Annotated in this window: 17 protein-coding genes; 7 read left to right on the forward strand and 10 right to left on the reverse strand. The window is 69.1% G+C overall.

Annotated elements, in window-relative coordinates; translation table 11 throughout:
- Positions 1–184 precede the first annotated feature (184 nt).
- Genes ACWPXE_RS02595 through ACWPXE_RS02610 form a run of 4 tightly spaced genes read left to right on the forward strand, consistent with a single transcriptional unit; the run spans position 185 to position 5,285 of the window.
- Positions 185–958, forward strand: a complete 774-nt coding sequence (locus ACWPXE_RS02595; RefSeq protein WP_454016570.1) for a substrate-binding periplasmic protein — start codon at positions 185–187, stop codon at positions 956–958.
- A 7-nt stretch (positions 959–965) separates the two neighbouring features.
- Positions 966–1,787, forward strand: a complete 822-nt coding sequence (locus ACWPXE_RS02600; RefSeq protein ID WP_454016571.1) for a substrate-binding periplasmic protein — start codon at positions 966–968, stop codon at positions 1,785–1,787.
- Between the two features lie 13 nt (positions 1,788–1,800).
- Positions 1,801–4,836, forward strand: a complete 3,036-nt coding sequence (locus ACWPXE_RS02605; protein WP_454016572.1) for a response regulator — start codon at positions 1,801–1,803, stop codon at positions 4,834–4,836.
- 41 nt (positions 4,837–4,877) lie between these two features.
- Positions 4,878–5,285, forward strand: coding sequence for a response regulator (locus tag ACWPXE_RS02610; protein ID WP_454016573.1), 408 nt, complete (start codon positions 4,878–4,880; stop codon positions 5,283–5,285).
- Positions 5,286–5,325: 40 nt separating this feature from the next.
- Here the strand turns inward: ACWPXE_RS02610 and ACWPXE_RS02615 are convergent, their stop codons facing one another.
- The gene (locus ACWPXE_RS02615) at positions 5,326–6,555 is read right to left on the reverse strand and encodes a sensor histidine kinase (RefSeq protein WP_454016574.1); all 1,230 of its coding nucleotides are present in this window, start codon (positions 6,553–6,555) and stop codon (positions 5,326–5,328) included.
- Positions 6,556–6,958: 403 nt separating this feature from the next.
- On the opposite strand from ACWPXE_RS02615, the gene ACWPXE_RS02620 reads away from it, so the two are divergent.
- The gene (locus ACWPXE_RS02620) at positions 6,959–7,201 is read left to right on the forward strand and encodes a hypothetical protein (protein ID WP_454016575.1); all 243 of its coding nucleotides are present in this window, start codon (positions 6,959–6,961) and stop codon (positions 7,199–7,201) included.
- Positions 7,198–7,650, forward strand: coding sequence for a hypothetical protein (locus ACWPXE_RS02625; RefSeq protein WP_454016576.1), 453 nt, complete (start codon positions 7,198–7,200; stop codon positions 7,648–7,650). The genes ACWPXE_RS02620 and ACWPXE_RS02625 overlap by 4 nt, the downstream gene beginning before the upstream one ends.
- Positions 7,651–7,696: 46 nt before the next feature.
- On the opposite strand, the gene ACWPXE_RS02630 is transcribed toward ACWPXE_RS02625, so the two are convergent.
- The 8 genes from ACWPXE_RS02630 to ACWPXE_RS02665 all read right to left on the reverse strand — a co-directional run bounded on the left by ACWPXE_RS02630 (position 7,697) and on the right by ACWPXE_RS02665 (position 15,136).
- On the reverse strand, positions 7,697–8,473 hold the full coding sequence (locus tag ACWPXE_RS02630; RefSeq protein ID WP_454016577.1) for an SDR family NAD(P)-dependent oxidoreductase: 777 nt from the start codon (positions 8,471–8,473) through the stop codon (positions 7,697–7,699).
- A 38-nt stretch (positions 8,474–8,511) separates the two neighbouring features.
- Entirely contained in the window at positions 8,512–9,438 is a 927-nt protein-coding gene (locus ACWPXE_RS02635) for an SMP-30/gluconolactonase/LRE family protein (RefSeq protein ID WP_454016578.1), read from the reverse strand.
- Positions 9,435–10,979: a tripartite tricarboxylate transporter permease gene (locus ACWPXE_RS02640; protein ID WP_454016579.1), complete on the reverse strand. Its 1,545-nt coding sequence runs from the start codon at positions 10,977–10,979 to the stop codon at positions 9,435–9,437. Before ACWPXE_RS02640 ends, ACWPXE_RS02635 begins: the two co-directional genes overlap by 4 nt.
- Positions 10,980–11,027: 48 nt before the next feature.
- Positions 11,028–11,540 carry a tripartite tricarboxylate transporter TctB family protein gene (locus ACWPXE_RS02645; RefSeq protein WP_449228388.1) on the reverse strand — a complete coding sequence of 171 codons (513 nt, stop codon included), beginning with the start codon at positions 11,538–11,540 and terminating at the stop codon, positions 11,028–11,030.
- A gap of 77 nt (positions 11,541–11,617) precedes the next feature.
- The gene (locus ACWPXE_RS02650; protein ID WP_449228387.1) at positions 11,618–12,583 is read right to left on the reverse strand and encodes a Bug family tripartite tricarboxylate transporter substrate binding protein; all 966 of its coding nucleotides are present in this window, start codon (positions 12,581–12,583) and stop codon (positions 11,618–11,620) included.
- Between the two features lie 101 nt (positions 12,584–12,684).
- On the reverse strand, positions 12,685–13,335 hold the full coding sequence (locus ACWPXE_RS02655; RefSeq protein ID WP_454016580.1) for a 2-dehydro-3-deoxy-6-phosphogalactonate aldolase: 651 nt from the start codon (positions 13,333–13,335) through the stop codon (positions 12,685–12,687).
- 5 nt (positions 13,336–13,340) lie between these two features.
- On the reverse strand, positions 13,341–14,333 hold the full coding sequence (locus tag ACWPXE_RS02660; RefSeq protein ID WP_454016581.1) for a 2-dehydro-3-deoxygalactonokinase: 993 nt from the start codon (positions 14,331–14,333) through the stop codon (positions 13,341–13,343).
- A complete protein-coding gene (locus ACWPXE_RS02665; protein WP_040136541.1) occupies positions 14,297–15,136 on the reverse strand; it encodes an IclR family transcriptional regulator in 840 nt (279 codons plus the stop codon). The genes ACWPXE_RS02660 and ACWPXE_RS02665 overlap by 37 nt, the downstream gene beginning before the upstream one ends.
- 280 nt (positions 15,137–15,416) lie before the next feature.
- On the opposite strand from ACWPXE_RS02665, the gene clpB reads away from it, so the two are divergent.
- Positions 15,417–18,083, forward strand: coding sequence for an ATP-dependent chaperone ClpB (gene clpB / locus ACWPXE_RS02670; RefSeq protein ID WP_454016582.1), 2,667 nt, complete (start codon positions 15,417–15,419; stop codon positions 18,081–18,083).
- A gap of 53 nt (positions 18,084–18,136) precedes the next feature.
- Here clpB and ACWPXE_RS02675 read toward each other — a convergent pair whose 3' ends face one another.
- Positions 18,137–19,549, reverse strand: coding sequence for an amidase (locus ACWPXE_RS02675; protein ID WP_454016583.1), 1,413 nt, complete (start codon positions 19,547–19,549; stop codon positions 18,137–18,139).
- Positions 19,550–19,555: the final 6 nt, after the last annotated feature.

A 19,555-nucleotide genomic window follows, 5' to 3' on the forward strand; every position in this document is an offset into this window, starting at 1 on the left:
CCGCGTGACAACCTTGAGATTTATTAGTTGAGTTGACCGTTCTGAATATAATGGTATTGTCTCGGCTTATCCGGAAATCGATCCGTCGTGAGCGCTGAGGAACAACCGCAATGCGTCGTTACCCAGGGCTCCACAGCGCCGGATGGACGTTGCGCTCAATTCTTTCGCTTTGCCGAGGCCGCCCGTGATCCGCCTGACGCCGTTTCGTCCTTTCGCGACCGTGTGGCTTGCCCTTTTGCTCAGCGTCTCGGCCCTGCCCGCCCGTGCGGACGAGGTCTACCGCGTGCTGACCTGGAAGATGGCTCCTTACGCGATGGTCGACGAACAGGGCAGGCTGACCGGCTTCGAGGTGGAGATCGCCCGCGCGCTTTGCGACACCATGGGCATCCGCTGCGAAATCACCGCCCTGCAGTTTCCGGAAGTCCTCGACCTGCTCGACCGCAACGCCGCCGACTTCGCGGTCGCCAGCATCCTGAAGACGCCGGAGCGGATGAGGAAATACCTCTTCACCGACCGCCACAAGCGGTCCAGCTCCAGCTACATCGGGCGGGCCGGCGATTGGTCCCCGGGCGTGGCGCCCGATCTGACGGGGAAGCGCATCTCCGTCACCCGCGGGTCGAAGCAGTACGACTATCTGACCGCGAAGAACATCGGCGGGACGGTCGTGATCTACGACGATCAGGCTGAGGCGTTGCGCGCCGTTCTGGACGGGCGGGTCGATCTGGCGCTGGCCCCGACCGCCGTCACCGTCCATCTGCTGACCAGCGCGGAGGGGGAGGCACTGGAGGTCGTGGGCGACCCGCTGACCGAAAGCGGGCTGGGCGGCGAGTCTGCCATCGCCCTGCCGTTGGGGCGCGAGGAATTGCGCGACCGCGTCAACATGGCCCTGCGAGCGATCCTCGCGGATGGGCGGTACGACGCCATCAGTTCCCGCTTCCTGCCCTTCCGGATGTACTGAGGCCGCGATGGGTTTCCAGATGCGCTCCGTCACCGCACACGCCCTGTTGGCCGTCATGGTCCTGCTGGCCGGTCTTGCCCTGCCGCAGCCGGTCCGGGCGGACGCGCCGCCCCCGACCGACCGGCCGTTCCTGCGCATCGTGGTCATCGACCACTCCCCGCCTTTCAGCGATCGCGACGCCGCCGGCGTCCTGTTCGGCTTCAACATCGATTTCGGCCGCGAGCTGTGCCGTTCGCTGGGTGCGGTGTGCAGCTTCGATGCCGCCCCCTTCAAGCAGATCATCGACGACGTCGCCGCAGGCCGCTACGACATCGGCTTCGGCAACGTGCTGCGCACGCCGGACCGGGAGCAGCGGCTCCTGTTCTCGATTCCCTATTGGCGGTCCAGCACCAGTCTGGTCGGGCGCCGGGGGACGCCGGAACTGGGTCTGGAGGAGGCCATCCGCAGCCGGCGCATCGCCGCTATCCGCGGCTCGCGGCAGCACGCGGCCCTGGTCCGTCTGGCCGACGCCGCCCCGACGCTGCACGCCAACCTGGTGCCCGTCTCCACGCTCGACGACCTATGGGACGCCATGCGCAGCGGCCAAAGCGACATGGCCATCGGACCGACGCTGAACGTGGTGCATTTCCTGCTGTCCGACGACGGGGACGGATTCGAGACCATCGGCACCCCGATGTCCGACGACGGGTTGGGCGGGACCGTGCACATCGTCTTCCCGCCCGGCCAGCATGCGTTGAAGGCGGCGTTGGACCGGGCGCTGACGGCGTTGCGCAACGACGGCACCTACCAGCGGATCAACCGTCAGTACTTCCCCTTCGACATCTACTGAACCGGAACCAGCCATGGCGTCCGCCCGTGACCGCAGGAATCCCCGCGTACGGCTGCAGCCGGCGATTCTCACCGGCGGCGCGATCCTGCTGGCGCTGATCGGCCTGCTCTTCCTCGGCATCGTCGCGGAGCAGGGCAAGATGGAACGGCTGGCCGCCGACAGCCAGGACCGCATGGTGCCGCTGATCCTGGAGCGCCAGCGCGCCGTTGTGAATCTGGAGCGGCTGAAGCAGTCGGGGGCGATCGTCCTCTCCGCCGACGACCCCCGCCGCCGCCGCGAGGCCCTGCTGGCCGCCCAGGCTCTGGCCTTCCACCCGACCTTCCAGTTCGATCCCGCGCTGAAACGGCAGGTGACCGACGCCTATTCGGTCATCCGGCAGGTCTCTTCGGCTAAGGCGCGGCGGTTGGAGAGCGCCCCGGCCGGCGACGCGGCCGCGCCCGCCGAGGAGGAGCACCTCGCCGAGAAATGGGCGCAGACGCTCGTTGAACTGAACACGGTCGGCGACCGGCTTCTGGTCGACGTGACCGAACTGACGGCCGGTCGTCTCGGCCAGATCCAGGAGCGCACCCGCCTGGTGTCGCAGGTCATCCAGTTCGCTTTCGTCGCGGTGCTGGCCATCTTCATCGCCGCCGGGCTGCTGATCCGCCGCCATGTGGTGCGGCCGCTGCTCTTCGCTGCCGACGGCCTGCGCCGCATCGGCGAGGGCGAGCGCGACATCCGGCTTCCCGGTGCCCGCACGGAGGAGCTGGACAGCATCCTGGACGCCGTCGTCCGGCTGGGCACCCAGGCCGAGGAACTGCGCCTGACCCGTGACCGGGCGGAGGCGGCATCCCAGGCGAAGGCCAGCTTCCTCGCCAACATGAGCCACGAGATCCGCACCCCGATGAACGCGGTGATCGGCCTGTCGCATCTGGCGCTGAAGACCGACCTGACGCCGCGCCAGCGGGACTACGTCCTCAAGATCAGCCAGTCCGGCCAGCATCTGCTGGGCATCATCAACGATATCCTGGACTTCTCCAAGATCGAGGCTGGGAAGCTGAGCGTCGAGCGCACCGGCTTCCACCTCGACAAGGTGCTGGGCACGCTCGCCGACCTGATCGCCGAGAAGGCCGCCGCCAAGGGGCTGGAGCTGATCTTCGACGTCGCACAGAACGTGCCGAGCGACCTGATCGGCGATCCGCTGCGCATTGGGCAGATCCTGGTCAACTACGCCAACAACGCGGTCAAATTCACCGAGCGTGGCGAGATCGCCATCATCGTCCGGCTGGAAGAAGAGGCCGGGAGCGACCTGCTGATCCGCTTCGAGGTGCGCGACACCGGCATCGGCTTGAACGATGACCAGAAAAATCTGCTTTTCCAGAGCTTCCAGCAGGCCGACGCGTCGACCACACGCAAGTACGGCGGAACCGGCCTTGGTCTGGCGATCTCCAAACGGCTGGCCGAGCTGATGGGCGGCGCGGTCGGGGTGGACAGCGCACCGGGCCGCGGCTCCAGCTTCTGGTTCACCGCCCGGCTGGGCCGCGACAGGCCACGCCGCGTTCTGCTGCCGCGGCCCGACCTGCGCGGCCTGCGCTGTCTGGTGGTGGACGACAACGAGAACGCCCGCGTGGTGCTGACCGACATGCTGTCGGCCATGTCCTTCACCGCCGAAGCGGTGGAGTCCGGCCCCGCGGCCATCCAGGCGGCGCGGTTCGCGGCACGCGAGGGGCGGCCATTCCGCGTCGTTCTGCTGGATTGGCAGATGCCGGGAATGGACGGGCTGGAGACTTCCGCCGGACTCGCCGCGCTGGAGCTGGATCAGGCGCCCCACCACATCATGGTCACCTCCTACGGCCGGGAAGAGGTGCTGAAAGGCGCCGAGAACACGGCCATCGAAGAGGTGCTGTTCAAGCCCGTCAACCCGTCGGCGCTGTTCGACGGCATCATGCGGGTTCTGGGCGCCGACGAGCAGACCACGGACGCCCCTCCGGCGACGACCGCCGCCGCCGACCTGTCGCGCCTGCGTGGCGCCCGCATCCTGCTGGCTGAAGACAACGATCTGAACCAGCAGGTGGCCTGCGAACTGCTGGGCGATGCCGGGCTGGCGGTGGAGGTTGCGGAGAACGGCGCCATCGCCGTCGACATGGTGCAGGCGGCCCGCTATGACCTCGTGCTGATGGACATGCAGATGCCGGTCATGGACGGCGTCGCCGCAACCTTGGAAATCCGCCGGCTGGGATTCGCCGATTTGCCCATCGTCGCGATGACCGCAAACGCCATGCAGGCCGACCGCGAACGTTGCCTCGACGCCGGCATGAACGATTATCTGGCCAAGCCCATCGACCCGGATGCGCTGTGGGCCACCCTGCTGACCTGGATCGCGCCCCGCCCGGGCCTCGGCGCCGAGGCGCCTGCTTCTCCGCCGGCTTCGGCCGTGGAGGATATGGGCGACCTGCCCGCCGGTGTTCCAGGGTTGGACACCGTCACCGGGCTGTCGCGGGTGCTGGGCAAGAAACGTCTTTACCTCGACCTGCTGCGCAAGTTCGCCGCCGGTCAGCGCGCGGTGGTGACCGCCATCCGCGACGCGCTGGACTCCGGCGACCTCGCCACGGCGGAGCGTTACGCCCACACGCTGAAGGGAACCGCCGGCAACATCGGCGCCCACCCCGTCCAGGATGCCGCCACCGATCTGGAGGCGGTCATCCGCGACGCCCGGCCACGCCCGGAGATCGAAGCGCGGCTGGCCGCGTTGGAACCGCCGCTGGGCGCCTTGCTCGCCCATCTTGAGGCGGCGCTGACACCGACGGGCGCCGCCGCGCCGTCCGCCGTCCCGCCTAGCGTGGTGGATGCGGACGCGCTTCTCGCCGTGTGTGGGCAACTCCGCCAGCTTCTGCACGACAGCGACCCCGACGCCGAGGAGGTGCTGGCCGCGAACGCCGACTTTCTGCGCGCCGCCTTCCCCGACCGGTTCGAGGCCATCGCTGGCCAGATCCGCAATTTCGACTTCGACGAGGCCGCCGCGGCCCTGGACGCGGCCCTGACCGACCGCGGCATGACCGCCCAAGCCTGAACCGACGCCGGCCCTGCCGCCCCCCAAATCGGACTGATTTCATGGACATCGCATCGCCCGCACCGGCTCCCGCTGCGCCGAAGCCCACGATCCTCATCGTGGACGACACGCCGGACAACCTGAAGCTGCTGAGCGGTCTGCTGAAGGAAAGCTACAAGGTGAAGGTCGCCAACAATGGTCGCAAGGCGTTGGAGATCGCCGCAGCGATCCCGACGCCCGACCTGATCCTGCTGGACGTGGTGATGCCGGAAATGGATGGCTACGAGGTCTGCGCCACCTTGAAGGAATCACCGGGGACCCGGAACATCCCGGTAATCTTCCTGACGGGCCGGGGCGACGAGGCCGACCGGGAGCGCGGCCTCGCCGTGGGGGCGGTGGATTACATCACCAAGCCGGTCGATCCTCCGGCGGTGCTGCAACGGGTTGCCGCACTCATTCCGGTGTCCTGACCACGGTCATCCGTGCGAGCCACACCCTGGCGAGCTGGCCTCATGCCGGCGCTTCGGCCAGGGCGGAGACGCGCCGCGGCATGCGGACGACGAAGCTGGCGCCGCCGCCGGACAGGCTTTCCACCTCGATGGTCCCCTGAAGAACCTGATGGACGAGGTTGAAGGCGATGTAGAGCCCCAGCCCCGGAAACTCGATGCCCCGGCGGGTGGTGAAGAAGGGATCGAACAGTTTGGGCAGATGCTCCGGATCGATCCCCCTGCCATCGTCGGACAGGCGGAGTTCCACCCAATCCTCCTCCCGCAGCATGACCGACAGGATCACGCGCCCGCTCTGCCCCGGCCGGAAGGCGTGGGCCACGGCGTTGCGGATCAGGATGGACAGCACCTCCGACAGCGGGCCGGGATGGCTGTCGATGGTCAATCCGGCGGGGCAGGACACGGTAAGGCTGTGCCCGGCCTCGCGCAAATGCGGGTCCAGCCCGAACAGGGCGTCGGAGAGATAGTCCTTGAGATCGAACACCCGCCGTTCCGATCCGGCGCGGTCCACCACCACCTGCTTGAAGCTCTGGATCAGATTGGCGGTGCGGACGATGTTGGTGGTGACCAGCAGCGTCCCTTCCCGTGCGTTTTCCAGGAAGCGGGCAAGGTCGGACTTGCGGATCGCCCCATTCTGGAATTGCGAGGCCAGCGATTCGACCAGCCCGGAAAGATGGGAGACCGCGGTCAGGGCCACGCCGATCGGCGTGTTGATCTCGTGTGCGACGCCGGACACCAGCAGGCCCAGGGCCGCCATCTTCTCCGTCTGGATCAGGTGCTGCTGCGTCTCCTCCAGCCGGCTGTGGGCGGCGCGCACCTCCTCGACGGTGGCCCGCAGCGAGTCGGCGGTGGCCTTCAAGGACAGGTGGTTCTTCACCCGCGCCAGCACGATGGGGGGGCTGATGGGCTTGCTGATGTAATCGACGGCGCCCAGGTCCAGCCCGAACTTCTCGTCCTCGACCGACGTGCGGGCGGTGAGGAAGATCACCGGAACGTCGCGGGTCCGCGGATCGGCCTTCAGGCGGCGGCACACCTCGTATCCGTCCATGCTCGGCATCATGACGTCGAGCAGGATCAGATCCGGCGGCTGGTCGGAAAAGGCGATGCGCAGCGCGGCATCGCCGTTGTTCACGGTCTTGACCGTATAAATGGATTTCAAATGGCTGCTCAGCAGCGAAAGGTTGTCGGCGGTGTCATCCACGATGAGGATCGTCGCCTTCGTCGGTGCTCCCATATCCGCCCCTTCCTCTTGCGGCGGAAAGGGACGATCCGGCACTGCCCCTGATCAGGGCGCCGGCCACAACCAGTGCATCACCGGTTCGCTGAAACACCCTCGTCCGCCAAAGGGACATTACAACGCGATTTTTTATCGTCAAAGACAATTCATCGGTGCCATTCCCTCAGACAACAACCGTTTCAAATTATGTTCTGCCGGAAAAACAACTGCATTTTAAGCATCGCCCGAAATTACCAAACGCCACGCCCTGTCATGGGAACCGGCCGATGCTCAATGGCGTTTCCGTGTCCGCGAGCGGCGGCCGGAGCGCGAAAAAGTGGTAGCCCGCCCCCACCCGTCAAACTGTCACAGACCACCCGTATAGTCCGTCCAACTTTGGAAATGCTTCGTGAATCCAGCCATGCCGACGCCGACACACACCCGTACGACACCACCTCTTCCTGTGCCCAACCTGCATTGCGCCTGCTGCGGGCGTCCGTTCACCCGCGCATCTGGCCGCGGCCCCGCCCCCCTCTACTGCTCGGCCGACTGCCGGACGCAGATCCGCATCCGCCAGCGGGTGTGGTCGAGCCGGCCCGGCTACGTCGGGAGCGGCACGGCCAACCACCGGGACACCCGGTTCGAGACGGCCTGCGCATCATGATGAAGCTGGTGATCCACGACCGCCATTCCGCCGCCGGGCTGATCCTGCCGGAGGTCGGCCATATGCGCGACGTCGTGCGCGCCCTACGCGGGCTGGAGACGGTGGACAGCGCATCGGTGCTTCTGGAAGCTTTCGCCCGGCGCTGTCTGGAGGCCGGCGTGGCCTTCGATTCAACGGACCCGCTGACCGCCTGCTCCTTCTGCACCGATCTGGTGGAGGTGGAGGTCCACGCCGAGGACGGGGCGGCGCCCGTCCAGTTCGTCCGGCTTTACGACCGCGACGCCGACGGCATCCTCTGCCGCCGCCATCATGGCACCCTGCACGCGGTGGCCCGGCAATTGCGGTGCGAGGACGGCGTGCCCTTCCCCACCCTGCCGGCCATGGCCGCCAAAACGGCGGCTTTCACGACGGCGGCATTCAACTCCGCGATCCCACCGCGCCCGCTCTGATCAAGCGGACGCGGACGGAAGCACCAATCGTTATGGCATGTACCCGTTACGGCATGTACTGGCCGCCGTTGACGTCGAGAACCTGCCCGGTGATGTAGCCGCTGCAGGCGTGCGACGCGAAGAACAGGAAGGTCGGGGCACACTCTTCCGGACGGCCGAAGCGGCCCATCGGGAAACCGGAGCCGATGCGGGCCTTGGTGTCCTCGTCCTTGTCGGCGTGGAAGGCCGTGTCGAAGGTGCCCGGCGACACCATGTTGAAACGGATGCCGTCCTTGGTGTGGAAGGCCACCCAGTTCTTCTGGATGTTGTGCAGCCACGCCTTGGCCGCACCGTACAGGCCGGCGCCCGGACCGCCGCCGGTGTAGCCGGCGACCGAGCCGACCGAGATCACCGAAGAGGTGGTGCCGCTCTGCGCCGCCGCAGCCTTCAGGTGCGGCAGGGCGTGTTTGGTCACCATCAGGGCGGAGCGGGAGTTCAGGTCGGTCACCGCGTCGAAGAAGGCGTCGTCGATCTCCGGCAGAGGCTTGCGCGCGACCAGACCACCCGCGTTGTTGATGAGCACGTCGATGCCGCCGAAGCGCTCGACGAAGGCCTCGACGAGCGTCCCGCACGCCGCGCTGTCCGACACGTCGGCCGGGAGGAAGACGACCTCGCCGCCCAAGCCGTTCAGACGGGCCAGCGTGGCCTCCAGGTCCGCCGGGGTGCGGCGGCCGTTCATGGCGACCTTGGCGCCGGCGCGGGCGAACGCCTCCACCGCCGCCAGGCCGATGCCCTGGGTGGAGCCGGTGATCAGAACGCGCTTGCCCTTCAGATCGTCAAACATTCCTTGCCTCTCGTGTCATGGTGTCGTTTTGGCTTGGCTCAATCGGCCAAGCGGGGTTCCGGCAGACCCTGGGCGCCGGGATCGAACATCAGGACGCGCCCGCCATGCGGGTCCTCGGCGAGGTCCGCCGGCCCGCGGCTGAGCGAGGTGACCAGCATCGTCCGCAGGTCCGGCCCGCCGAAGGCGCACATGGTCGGCTTGCGCATCGGCACCTCGATGCGGCGGTCGAGTTCACCATTCGGGGTGAAGCGCTTGATGCAGCCCTCGTCCAGGCAGCAGATCCAGTAGCAGCCGTCGACGTCCACCGCGGCGCCGTCGGGACGCCCGATCATCGCCCGCATGTCGACGAAGGGGCGGCGGTTGGCGGCGGTGCCGGTGTCCGTGTCGTAGTCCCAGGCCCAGACCATCCGCACGTCGCGGTGGCTGTCGGACGCGTAGAGGGTGCGCCCGTCCGGGCTGAAGGCCGAACCGTTGGGGATGATGTAGCCGCCGGTTCCGGTTTCCGTCAGACCGTCGGCCCGCGTGAAGCGGTGCCACAGGCCGGAGGCGTCGCCCTTGCTGATGTCCATGACCATGCTGGACAGCCAGAACCGCCCCTGCCGGTCGCAGCGCCCGTCGTTGAAGCGCATGCCCTCCTTCGGGAAGCGGTGGGTGGCGAGGGTGGTGACCACCGCCTCCCCGCCCTCTCCCGGCAGATCGACGTCGAAGACACCGGTTTCGCATGCGCAGACCACGCCGCCGTCCGGACGCAGGACGAGGCTGCCGATCATCTCCGGCAGGGTCCAGCGGCGGTGGGCGCCGCTGGAGGGGTCGAGCCGGTGAATGGTCCGCGCCGGAATGTCGATCCAGGTCCACGAGCCCCGCTCGGCGTCCCAGACCGGGTTCTCGCCGGTGCCGTTGCGCAGATCGGGATCGAAGACGGCCTCAAGGCCAACACTCGTGACGGCAACTCCTTGGGCGGTCATTCCGGGGTCCCCATGCGGCTGCTCCCGGCGGCCGGGTTGATCGTCGTCGGTCCACCGGGCGAGCGTTGCGCCCACAGGCGGCGCAGCAGCGGAAGCATCAGCGTCAGGATCGCGATCGTCAGCAGGGTCGCGGTGATCGGCCGGGTGTAGAGGAAGTCGTAGCTGCCGCCGGACAGCGACAGCGCGCGGCGGAAGTTCGCCTCCGCCATCGGCCCCATGATCAGGGCGAGCACGACGGGCGAGGCCGGGAAGTCCCACTTCTGCATGAAGTAGCCGACGACGCCGGCGGCCAGCATGATCCAGATGTCGAACATGCTGTTGTTGATGGCGTAGGTGCCGACGATGCACAGCGCCAGGATGCACGGTGTCAGCACCGACTTCGGCATCTGCAGGATGCGCCCCATGAAGCGCAGCGAGCCGAGGCCGACCACCAGCATCATCACGTAGCAGACCAGCATGCCGGCGAACAGCGTGAAGACCAGATCGGCGTGGTCCTTGAACAGCAGCGGGCCGGGTTGCAGGCCCTGGAGCGTCAGGGCGCCCAGCATCACGGCGGTCACCGCGTCGCCGGGGATGCCCAGCGTCAGCATGGTCAGCAGCGCGCCACCCGTGCAGCCGTTGGCGCCGGACTCGCAGGCGGCGACGGCGCCCAGCTCGCCCTTGCCGTAGTTCTCCGGCGTCTTGCTGAAGCGCTTGGCCTCGTTGTAGGCGACGAAGGCGGCGATGTCGGCGCCGGCGCCCGGGATCATGCCGATGATGATGCCGAGGCCCGAGGAGCGCGCGATGTTGGCCAACTGGCGGCGGAACATGTGCCAGGGCGGGATGATGCGGTCCAGCGCCGCGGCCATGCCGGCGCGGACCTGCGGGTCCTCCAGCGACTTGAAGGCCTCGGCGGCGGCGAACAGGCCGATCATCACCGGGATGAAGGGCACGTTGAACAGCTCGGTGTAGCCGCCGGTGTAGCGCGGGAAGCCGCCCATCGGGTCGAGCCCGACGGTCGCCAGCAGCAGGCCGAGGAAGCCGGAGATCAGGCCCTTGATGACCGACACGCCGGAGATGCTGGCGATGATCGACAGGCCGAAGACGGCGAGCGCGAAGGATTCCGACGCGCTGAATTCCAGGGCGAAGCGGGCCAGCACCGGGGCCAGGAAGATCAGCACGAAGACGCTGGCCGTGCCGCCCAGGAAGGACGAGAAGGTGGCGGTGCCGAGCGCGATGCCGGCCTGCCCCTTCTTGGTCAGCTCGAAGCCGTCGATCGCGGTGGCGGCGGCCGCCGGAGTGCCGGGGATCTTGAGCAGGATGGCCGTGACCGACCCGCCGTAGATGCCGCCGAAGAAGACGCCGGAGATCATCAGCAGGCCCGACAGCGGGTCCATGCCGAAGGTGAAGGGCAGCAGGATGGCCACGCCCATCGTTGCCGTCAGGCCGGGCAGAGCGCCGATGATGATGCCCAGCGTTACGCCGAACAGGGCGAGGAGCAGCGCCATCGGCTGGTTGATCAGCGCCTGCGCGCCGTGAAGAAGCATGTCGAGTTCGTACATCTCACCCCTCCGTCAGCGGAGCGTTGCGGCCGGTCGGATCGGTTCGGGTCATTCGAAGAGACTCCCGACCGGAAGCGGCACGCTGAGCGCGACAGCGAAGGCGGCGTAGATGAGCGCGGTCAGCACGGCGGCGATGGCGGCGTTGGCGATCACGTTGCGCCGTCCCATCAGCCACATCAGGCCGAACAGGTAGATCGGCGTCGCGATGGCGTAGCCGACGAACTCCATGGCGTAGAGGCAGGCGGCGGTCGCGACGATGCCGATGGCGACGGTGCCGTAGCTGGCCTTGGGTTCCGCCTGCGCCGGATCGTCCGGCGGGGCGGCCGGTGCGCGCAGCGTGTTGAAGACCAGGATCGCGCAGAGCACCAGCAGGGCCACGGCGAAGATGATCGGGAAGCGGGCGGGGCCGACGTCGGTGTCCAGCATGGTCGGCGGGAAATCACCCGCGACGATGATGGCGGCGACCGCGACCGCCATGACGAGGACGGCGATGACCAGCGTGGCAAGACGGTCCTGCGGGCGCAGGCCAACCTTGCCGCCCGGAGCGGGAGCGTTGCTCATGAGTGAATCTCCTTCGGACGCCCGGCGGCCCGAAGGCCGCCGGGGACACGCCGGGGATGCGGCTTATGTGAATCGGCTTACTTGGACAGGCCGATCTGCTTCATCAGCACCTTGAACATCTCGGCGTCCTTGTCCATGGCCACCTTGTACTCCGGGCCGTCGAGATAGGCGTAGCTGAGGTTCATCTTGGCCAGCTGGTCGCGGAAGCCCTGCTCCTCGACCGCCTTCTTGGAGGCGGCGCGCAGCGTCTCGACGATGTTCGCCGGGGTCTTCTTCGGAACGACGATGCCGCGCCAGGTGGCAACCGTCACGTCGATGCCCTTCTCCTTCAGCGTCGGGGCGTCCGGGAAGGCCTTGGAGCGCTGGTCGTCCATCACGGCCAGGATGCGCAGCGTGCCGGCGGCGATGTGGCTGGACACCTCGGCCGGGCTGACGCTGACCGCCTCGATGTGGTTGCCGAGGAGCGCCGTGACCGCCGGGTTGGCGCCGTCGTACGGGATGTGGCTGAACTTCAGGCCGGACTTGGTCGCCAGGGCCTCGGCGGCGAGGTGCCAGATGGCGCCGGTGCCGGAGTTGCCGATGCGGACCTTGCCCGGATTCTCCTTGGCGTAGGCCAGGAACTCCTCGATGGTCTTCCACGGCGCGTTGGCGTTGACCGTGATGGCGCTCGGCTCGGCGTTCAGGCGGGCGATCGGGGTGAAATCATCGGCCGTGAAGCGGGCGACGCCGAGGTTCGGCAGGGTGGTGATCTCCACAGTGCCCATGCCGATGCGGTAGCCGTCCGGACGGGCGGCCATGATCTCCGACAGGCCGACGGCGCCGCCGCCGCCGGTCTTGTTCACCACGCCGACCGACTGCGGCAGATGGCGGTTCACGGCGTCCGCGTAGGCGCGGGCGACCAGATCGGTGCCGCCGCCGGCCGCGTACGGAACGATCAGCTCGATTGCCTTGGTCGGGTACTCGGCGGCCTGTACGGCGACCATCATCGTGGCGGAGGTCAGCGCGCCGACGACGGCGCCGGTGACGAAACGATAGCCCTTCATGAACGTTCTCCCTGGAAAATTGCTTGTGATGGTGAGGGGGAGGAAAGCCCGCGGCGCGTTCTGCGACCGGCCGCGGGTGGTGTGCTGTTGTCCTGATTCGGTCAGCGCGGGTTGAGGCGCCGCCACGCGGCGACGAAGGCGTCCGCCCGCTCCCCGACCTCGGCGGCGGACAGGCCCGGCGCGTAGAGTGCGGAACCCAGCCCGAAGCCGGCCACGCCGGCCTCCAGGAACGGCGCCATGGTGTCCGGGGCGATGCCGCCCACGGGCAGCAGGCGGGTGCCGGCGGGCAGGATGGCGCGCATCGCCTTGACGATGCGCGGACCGACCAGCTCCGCCGGGAAGATCTTCAGGGCGTCGGCCCCGGCTGACAGCGCTGCGAAAGCTTCCGTCGGCGTGGCGATTCCGGGCAGGCTGACCAACCCCGCGGCCTTGGCGGCGCGGATCACCGCCGTGTCGGCGTGCGGCATGACGACCAGATCGGCCCCGATCTCCTTCAGCCGGGCCACCTGCTCCACCGCCAGGACCGTGCCGGCGCCGACCAGCGCGTCGCGCGGCAGCAGCCGGCGGACGGCGGCGATGCTGTCGAACGGATCGGGCGAGTTCAGCGGCACCTCGATCATGCGGAAGCCGCTGTCGTAGAGCGTCTGCGCGACGCCCTCCGCCTCCGCGGGGGTCAGGCCGCGCAGGATGGCGACCAGCGGCAGGGCGGAAAAGGCGGCGTCGAAGCGGGCCTTCAGGGACTCATCGGACATGGTCGTCACTCCCCCGCCGGCGCGATCAGGCCGGCGGCAACGGCAAACTGGAAAAGCCCACGCGGGGCGGTGTTCTCAAGCCGGTCGGTGGGCTCGACGCCCAGCAGCTCCAGGCCGCGCACGTAGCGGCGGCAGAGCGCGCCCTCGCCGATCAGCAGCAGCGGACGGCCCTCGTGCAGCTCGTTGCGCATGTGGCCGAGGCCGGAGATCAGCTCGTGCCCGATCAGCAGGCCGGACAGGTAGTCCTTGAGCAGTTCCGCCGACATGCGGCGGGTGATGCCGAGCGTGCGCGCGGCGAAGATCTGGTGCGTGAAGTCGCCCGGCCCGCTGGCCTGCGCCGCCCGTACGCCCTCGGCGAAGGCGGTGTCGGACTCGGCCTCGGTCGGGGCGGCGTCCGCCGGCATCAGCCGGCCGAGGATCGAATGCTTGCACAGCACGGCGAAGGTCTCGCCGGTCATGTAGGTGGAGAAGCGGATCATGCGCCCGCCGACGATCTCCACCCATTTGGAATGGGTGCCCGGCAGGACCATGCAGGCGTCGCGGCCCCAGTCGGGGCGGTCGGCCAGCACGCCGGCGATCTGGATCTCCTCGCCGCGCAGAATGTCCGGCGGGCCGCTCGGCGGGTCGTAGAGGACGCCCGGCGCGATCAGGATGCGGGAACCCGACGCGCTCTCCACCGGGATGGCCTGCGAGGCCAGCGTCGTCGTGTCGGCGGGGCAGCGGACATAGGGGGCCTCGCGCCAGCCCTGGGCGCTGCCGACCATGCCGCCGGCCACGACCGGCAAGCCCGGATATGCCGCCAGCCAATCGCCGCACAGGTCGGTGAAGGCCTGCTCGAAACCGGTGATGCCCGGCATCGGCAGGTTCTGGATGCCGTGCGCGTTGGCGCGCTGGTCCAGCACCCGCCCGTCGCGGTCCATCAGGAAGCCGCGCAGGCTCGACGTTCCCCAGTCGAGGGCGATCAGCGATGCCCCGACGCCCGTTCGTCCCGTTTCCATCCCAAATCCTTTGAAATCGCGTCGGCGACCGCCCGGACCACGGGTCCAAGCTCCTCCATCCGTTCGTCCGGCATGTACGGCACGGCGCTCGCCACGCTGATGGCGGCGACGACCTGGTTGCGGACGTCACGGATCGGCGCGCCGACGCAGCGGATGCCGATTTCGTTTTCTTCAAGGTCGAAGGACCAGCCGCGATCCACATAGGCGGCCAGCCGGGATTCGAACTCCGGCCAGGGCGCCAGCGGGGGCCGTTCCGGCGCCGCCGCGGTCAGGCGGAGCGCGTGTTCGTACAGCTCGGACCAGCGTTCGCGCGGCAGGCCGAGGAGAAGCGCCTTGCCCAGCCCCGTGGAGGCCAGCGGCATGCGCAGGCCGATGCGCGACCGCATCTCCAGCCCGCGCGTGTTCGGAATCTTGTCGAGGTAGAAGACCTCCGCCCCCTCGACGACGCCGAGATGGACGGTGTCGCCGGTCTGGCGCGCCAGCTCCTCGATGTGCGGGCGGGCGATGGCGACCAGCGGGCGCTGCTCCAGCGCGCGCATGCCGAGCGCGATCAGCTTCGGCCCCAGCAGATAGCCCTTGTAGGGCACGTGGTGCAGATAGCCGTCCTGGGTCAGGCTGTTGAGCATCCGGTGCGTGGTGCTGCGCGGCGTGCCCAGCCGGGCGGCGATGCCCTTCACGTCACCGATGCCCGCCGCCACGCATTCCAGGAGGGCGAGGCCGCGCATCAGCGTCTGGGTTCCGGAAGCCTGCGGCTTCTCCGGCGACGCTTGTGCATCGAGCGGATTTGCTCCGATGCCGGCCATATCCTCCCTCCCACGTTGTTGTCCGATATCTGGCATATCAGTTTCCACCACTTTATGAAGACGTATGGAGTGTGTCAAATAAATAAATCATCGTCCATATAGTGAGACTCTGTCAGCGCAAGACAGCCTTGCCCCACCGTCCGGGCGGCCGTCTTGACCGGGGCGGCGCCCCTGCCCATCTGTTCCCTTGAGGCGACCGGGGCCGCGCATGGTGCGGGCCACACAGGCCGTCTTCCCGCGCCTTCGCAAAGGGCGGGAACCATAACGAACGGAGTGCCTGATGGACTTCGGTCTGTTCACCGACCGTGCGCGCGGCGTCATCCAGGCCGCGCAACTGGCGGCTCTCGCCGGACGCCACCAACAGCTCGTCCCCGAACATCTCGTGAAGGCCCTGGTCGAGGACGCCGACGGCGTGCCCGCCAAGCTGATCCGTGATGCCGGTGGCGACCCCGAGCTTTTGAAGACCGCCGCCGAGGAAACCCTCAACCGCCAGACCCGCGTCGAGGGCGAAGGGCCGCACCCGATCTTCATGTCCCCGGCGCTCGCCGGCGTTCTTCAGAACGCGGTCGAGACGGCGCGGGGCGCCGGCGACAAGTTCGTCTCCCCCGAACGGCTGCTCGAATCGCTGGCCGCCCAGGGCGGCGCCACCCGCGCGCTGTTCCACCGCGCCGGTGTCGATCCTGCGGTGCTGGTCGAGGGCGTCGAGTCGCTGAGCAGGAACCGCCCCGCCGACCGGCAGGAGGATGCCCAGATGGGCGAGGCGCTCGCCAAGTACGCCCGCGATCTGACGGAAGAAGCCCGGCAGGGCCGTCTCGACCCGGTGATCGGCCGCGACGACGAGATCCGGCGGACCATCCAGGTCCTGGCCCGGCGCACCAAGAACAACCCCGTCCTGATCGGCGAGCCCGGCGTGGGCAAGACCGCCGTGGTGGAAGGGCTGGCCCAGCGGCTGGCCTCCGGCGACGTGCCGGAGGGGTTGAAGGACCGGCGTGTGCTCGCGCTCGACCTCACCGCCCTGCTGGCCGGCGCCAAGTTCCGCGGCGACTTCGAGGAGCGGCTGAAGGCCGTCCTCTCCGAGGTGCAGCAGGCGGCGGGCCGCATCATCCTGTTCATCGACGAATTGCACTCGCTGATCGGCGCCGGCCGCACGGACGGCGCGATGGACGCCGCCAACATGCTGAAGCCCGCGCTGGCGCGCGGCGAGCTGCGCTGCGTCGGTGCCACCACGCCGGACGAGTACCGCAAATACATCGAGAAGGACGCGGCGCTCGCCCGCCGCTTCCAGCCGGTGAACGTCGACGAGCCGTCCGACGAGGACGCCGTGTCGATCCTGCGCGGCATCAAGGGCAAGTACGAGGTGCACCACGGCGTGCGCATCGCCGACGCGGCGGTGGTCGCGGCGGTGCAGCTCTCGGCCCGCTACATCGCCGACCGTCGCCTGCCCGACAAGGCCATCGACCTCGTCGACGAGGCGGCCAGCCGCCTGCGCATGGCCATCGACAGCAAGCCGGAGGCGCTGGACGCCGTCGGACGCCGCGTCGCCCAGTTGAAGATCGAGCGCGAGGCCCTGAAGTCGGAGCCGGACGCCGCGTCGCAGGAGCGGCTGCACAAGCTGGAGTCCGAACTCGCAGTGGACGAGGCGAAGCTGACCGCCATGGAGGAGGAGTGGCGCGTCGGCCAGTCCCGGCGCACCGAGGGGCGCCGCCTGAAGGAGGAGCTGGACCAGGCCCGCACCAAGCTGGAGCACGCGCAGCGCGACGGCGACTGGGCAAAGGCCGGCGAGCTGGCCTACGGCGTCGTTCCCGATCTGGAGAAGCGTCTGGCCGAGGCCGAATCCCGCGCCAACGCGGAGCGGGAGGAGGTGACGGCGAAGGACATCGCCGCCGTGGTCACCCGCTGGACCGGCATCCCGGTGGACCGCATGCTGGACAGCGAGCGGCAGCGGCTGAAGGGCATGGAGGACCGGCTGGCCGAGCGCGTCGTCGGTCAGGCCGAGGCGGTGCGCGCTGTGTCCAAGGCGGTGCGGCGGGCGCGGGCCGGGTTGAAGGACCCGAACCGTCCCACCGGCTCCTTCCTGTTCCTCGGCCCGACCGGCGTCGGCAAGACGGAGCTGGCCAAGGCGCTGGCCGCTTTCCTGTTCGACGACGAGACCGCGGTCACCCGCGTCGACATGTCGGAGTATATGGAGAAGCACTCCGTCGCCCGCATGATCGGTTCGCCCCCGGGCTATGTCGGCTATGACGACGGCGGCACGCTGGCCGAGAAGATCCGGCGCCGGCCCTATCAGGTCGTCCTGCTGGACGAGGTGGAGAAGGCCCACCCGGACGTGCTGAACGTGTTGCTCCAGGCGCTCGACGACGGGCGGTTGACCGACGGGCAGGGCCGCACGGCGGACTTCCGCCACGCGATCCTGATCATGACGTCGAACCTGGGGGCGGACGCCCTGACGGCTCTCGGCGAGGACGACAGCCTGGAGGGCGCTCGGGTCGAGGTGATGGACGCGGTGCGCCGCGCCTTCCGGCCGGAGTTCCTGAACCGGCTGGACGACGTGCTGATCTTCCGCCGGCTGGGGCGCGAGCAGATGGCCCACATCGTGGACATCCAGCTTGCCCGCGTCGCCGACCGTCTGGCGGAGCGCGGCCTGTCCCTGACCGCCGACGACGCGGCCCGCGCCCGGCTGGCCGACCTCGGCTGGGACCCGGCCTTCGGCGCCCGTCCGCTGAAGCGGGCGGTGCAGAATCTGGTGGAGGATCCCATCGCCGAGCGGCTGCTCGACGGCGAGGTGGACGAGCGCTCGACCCTGCACCTGTCGGCGCGGGACGGCCGCCTGACCCTGGACGGCGTTCCCGTCGAGGAGGACCGCGCCACCGGCTTCAAGGCTCCGGAACGTCCGCCGCTGGGCTTCGCCCTGACGGGCGGCGGCGGACGCAGCGCCGCGGTCCACTGACCGGCAACGCCGGTCCCCTCCCCGGCCCTCCCCCGCGAACGCAGGGGAGGGTTTTAGGGAGAGGGCCAGCGGTGGCGGAATTCCAACTCCCGCTCCAGGAAGCGGGCGCAGCGCATCAGCCGGTCCTCCTCATAGGGGCGGGCGATCAGTTGCAGGCCGATGGGCAGCCCGTCCGCGGTCCAGCCGCAGGGGATCGACAGGCAGGGGAAACCGATCAGCGACACCGTATAGGTGATCGCCAGATAGTCGATGATGGTGGACAGGCGGAAACCGTTGATCTCCGTCACATCGCCCTGGGCGTTGGGGAAAGGCGGCACGCTGGCGCTCAGCGTCATCAGGATGTCGTGGTCGCGGAAGAAGGCGGCGAAGCGGCGGTAGAGCGCGCTGCGCTGGGCCTCCGCCCGCAGATAGTCGGCGGCGCTCAGCCCCTTGCCCCGCGCGATGTTCCAGGCGACCGACGGGCTCAGCCGGTCGCCGTCCTGCTCCAGCGTCCGGCCGTAGGTATGGAAGATGTGCGCGGCGCGCAGCGTGCCGAAGGCGGCGCCAGCCTCCCGGCTATCGGGGGTGGCCTCCACGAACTGTCCGAAGCGGCCCTCCAGCCCGCGCATCACCGCCTCGAACCGCTCGGCAAGCCCAAGATCGATCAGGGCAGAGCCGAGGTCCGTGCTCCAGGCCACCCGCAGCGACATCGGGTCGAGGGCGTCGAGGTCCGGCACTGTCCATTCCGGCACGGGCAGCGAGGTCGGGTCGCGCGGGTCCGGGCCGCTGACCGCGGCCAAGGCCAGCGCCACATCGGCCACGTCGCGGGCGAGGAAGCCCTGCGTCGCCAGCCCGTCCCAGGCCAGCGCGCGGCCCGGGCTGGGGATGCGTCCCGGCGTCGGGCGCAGCCCCACCACCCCGCAGAAGCTGGCCGGCGTGCGCACCGAGCCGCCGAAGTCGGTTCCCTGGGCCAGCGGCACCAGCCCGGCGGCCACCGCGGCGGCGCTGCCGCCGCTCGACCCGCCGCTGGTCTTGTCCAGGTCGTAGGGGTTGGCGGTCGGCCCGCACAACTCGTTGCCGGTGATGGCGCCGAAGCCGAACTCCGGCGTGTTGGTCTTGCCCACGATGATGGCGCCCGCCGCCTTCAGCCGGGCGACGCTGAGGTCGTCGGTGTCGGGGATCAGGTCGGCGTAGAGGGTGGAGCCGTAGGTTGTGCGCAACCCCGCCGTCAGCGTCAGGTCCTTGACACCCACCGGCACGCCGTGCAGCGGGCCGAGCGGCGCCCCGGCCTCGACCCGCTGGTCGGCCTCCCCCGCGGCGGCGAGCGCGGCGTCGGGGGCCACGGTGATGAAGGACTTCAGCCCGTCGTCCAGCGCCGCGATGCGCTCCAGGCTCGCCGCCACGAGGTCGCGCGCCCGGAAGCGGCGGTTGCGCACGCCCTCCGCCATCTCGGCGGCGCTGAGGCGGAACAGGTCGGGTGTGCTCACGGGCAG

The organism is Azospirillum sp. Marseille-Q6669 (genome assembly GCF_965111635.1).

Bases quoted from the DNA above. Each gene is read 5' to 3' on its own strand.
- ACWPXE_RS02610 (WP_454016573.1), top strand. From the start codon at position 4,878: ATGGACATCGCATCGCCCGCACCGGCTCCCGCTGCGCCGAAGCCCACG.
- ACWPXE_RS02640 (WP_454016579.1), bottom strand. From the start codon at position 10,979: ATGTACGAACTCGACATGCTTCTTCACGGCGCGCAGGCGCTGATCAAC.
- ACWPXE_RS02615 (WP_454016574.1), bottom strand. From the start codon at position 6,555: ATGGGAGCACCGACGAAGGCGACGATCCTCATCGTGGATGACACCGCC.
- ACWPXE_RS02650 (WP_449228387.1), bottom strand. From the start codon at position 12,583: ATGAAGGGCTATCGTTTCGTCACCGGCGCCGTCGTCGGCGCGCTGACC.
- ACWPXE_RS02625 (WP_454016576.1), top strand. From the start codon at position 7,198: ATGATGAAGCTGGTGATCCACGACCGCCATTCCGCCGCCGGGCTGATC.
- ACWPXE_RS02665 (WP_040136541.1), bottom strand. From the start codon at position 15,136: ATGGCCGGCATCGGAGCAAATCCGCTCGATGCACAAGCGTCGCCGGAG.
- ACWPXE_RS02605 (WP_454016572.1), top strand. From the start codon at position 1,801: ATGGCGTCCGCCCGTGACCGCAGGAATCCCCGCGTACGGCTGCAGCCG.
- ACWPXE_RS02645 (WP_449228388.1), bottom strand. From the start codon at position 11,540: ATGAGCAACGCTCCCGCTCCGGGCGGCAAGGTTGGCCTGCGCCCGCAG.
- ACWPXE_RS02630 (WP_454016577.1), bottom strand. From the start codon at position 8,473: ATGTTTGACGATCTGAAGGGCAAGCGCGTTCTGATCACCGGCTCCACC.
- ACWPXE_RS02660 (WP_454016581.1), bottom strand. From the start codon at position 14,333: ATGGAAACGGGACGAACGGGCGTCGGGGCATCGCTGATCGCCCTCGAC.
- clpB (WP_454016582.1), top strand. From the start codon at position 15,417: ATGGACTTCGGTCTGTTCACCGACCGTGCGCGCGGCGTCATCCAGGCC.
- ACWPXE_RS02655 (WP_454016580.1), bottom strand. From the start codon at position 13,335: ATGTCCGATGAGTCCCTGAAGGCCCGCTTCGACGCCGCCTTTTCCGCC.
- ACWPXE_RS02620 (WP_454016575.1), top strand. From the start codon at position 6,959: ATGCCGACGCCGACACACACCCGTACGACACCACCTCTTCCTGTGCCC.
- ACWPXE_RS02635 (WP_454016578.1), bottom strand. From the start codon at position 9,438: ATGACCGCCCAAGGAGTTGCCGTCACGAGTGTTGGCCTTGAGGCCGTC.
- ACWPXE_RS02600 (WP_454016571.1), top strand. From the start codon at position 966: ATGGGTTTCCAGATGCGCTCCGTCACCGCACACGCCCTGTTGGCCGTC.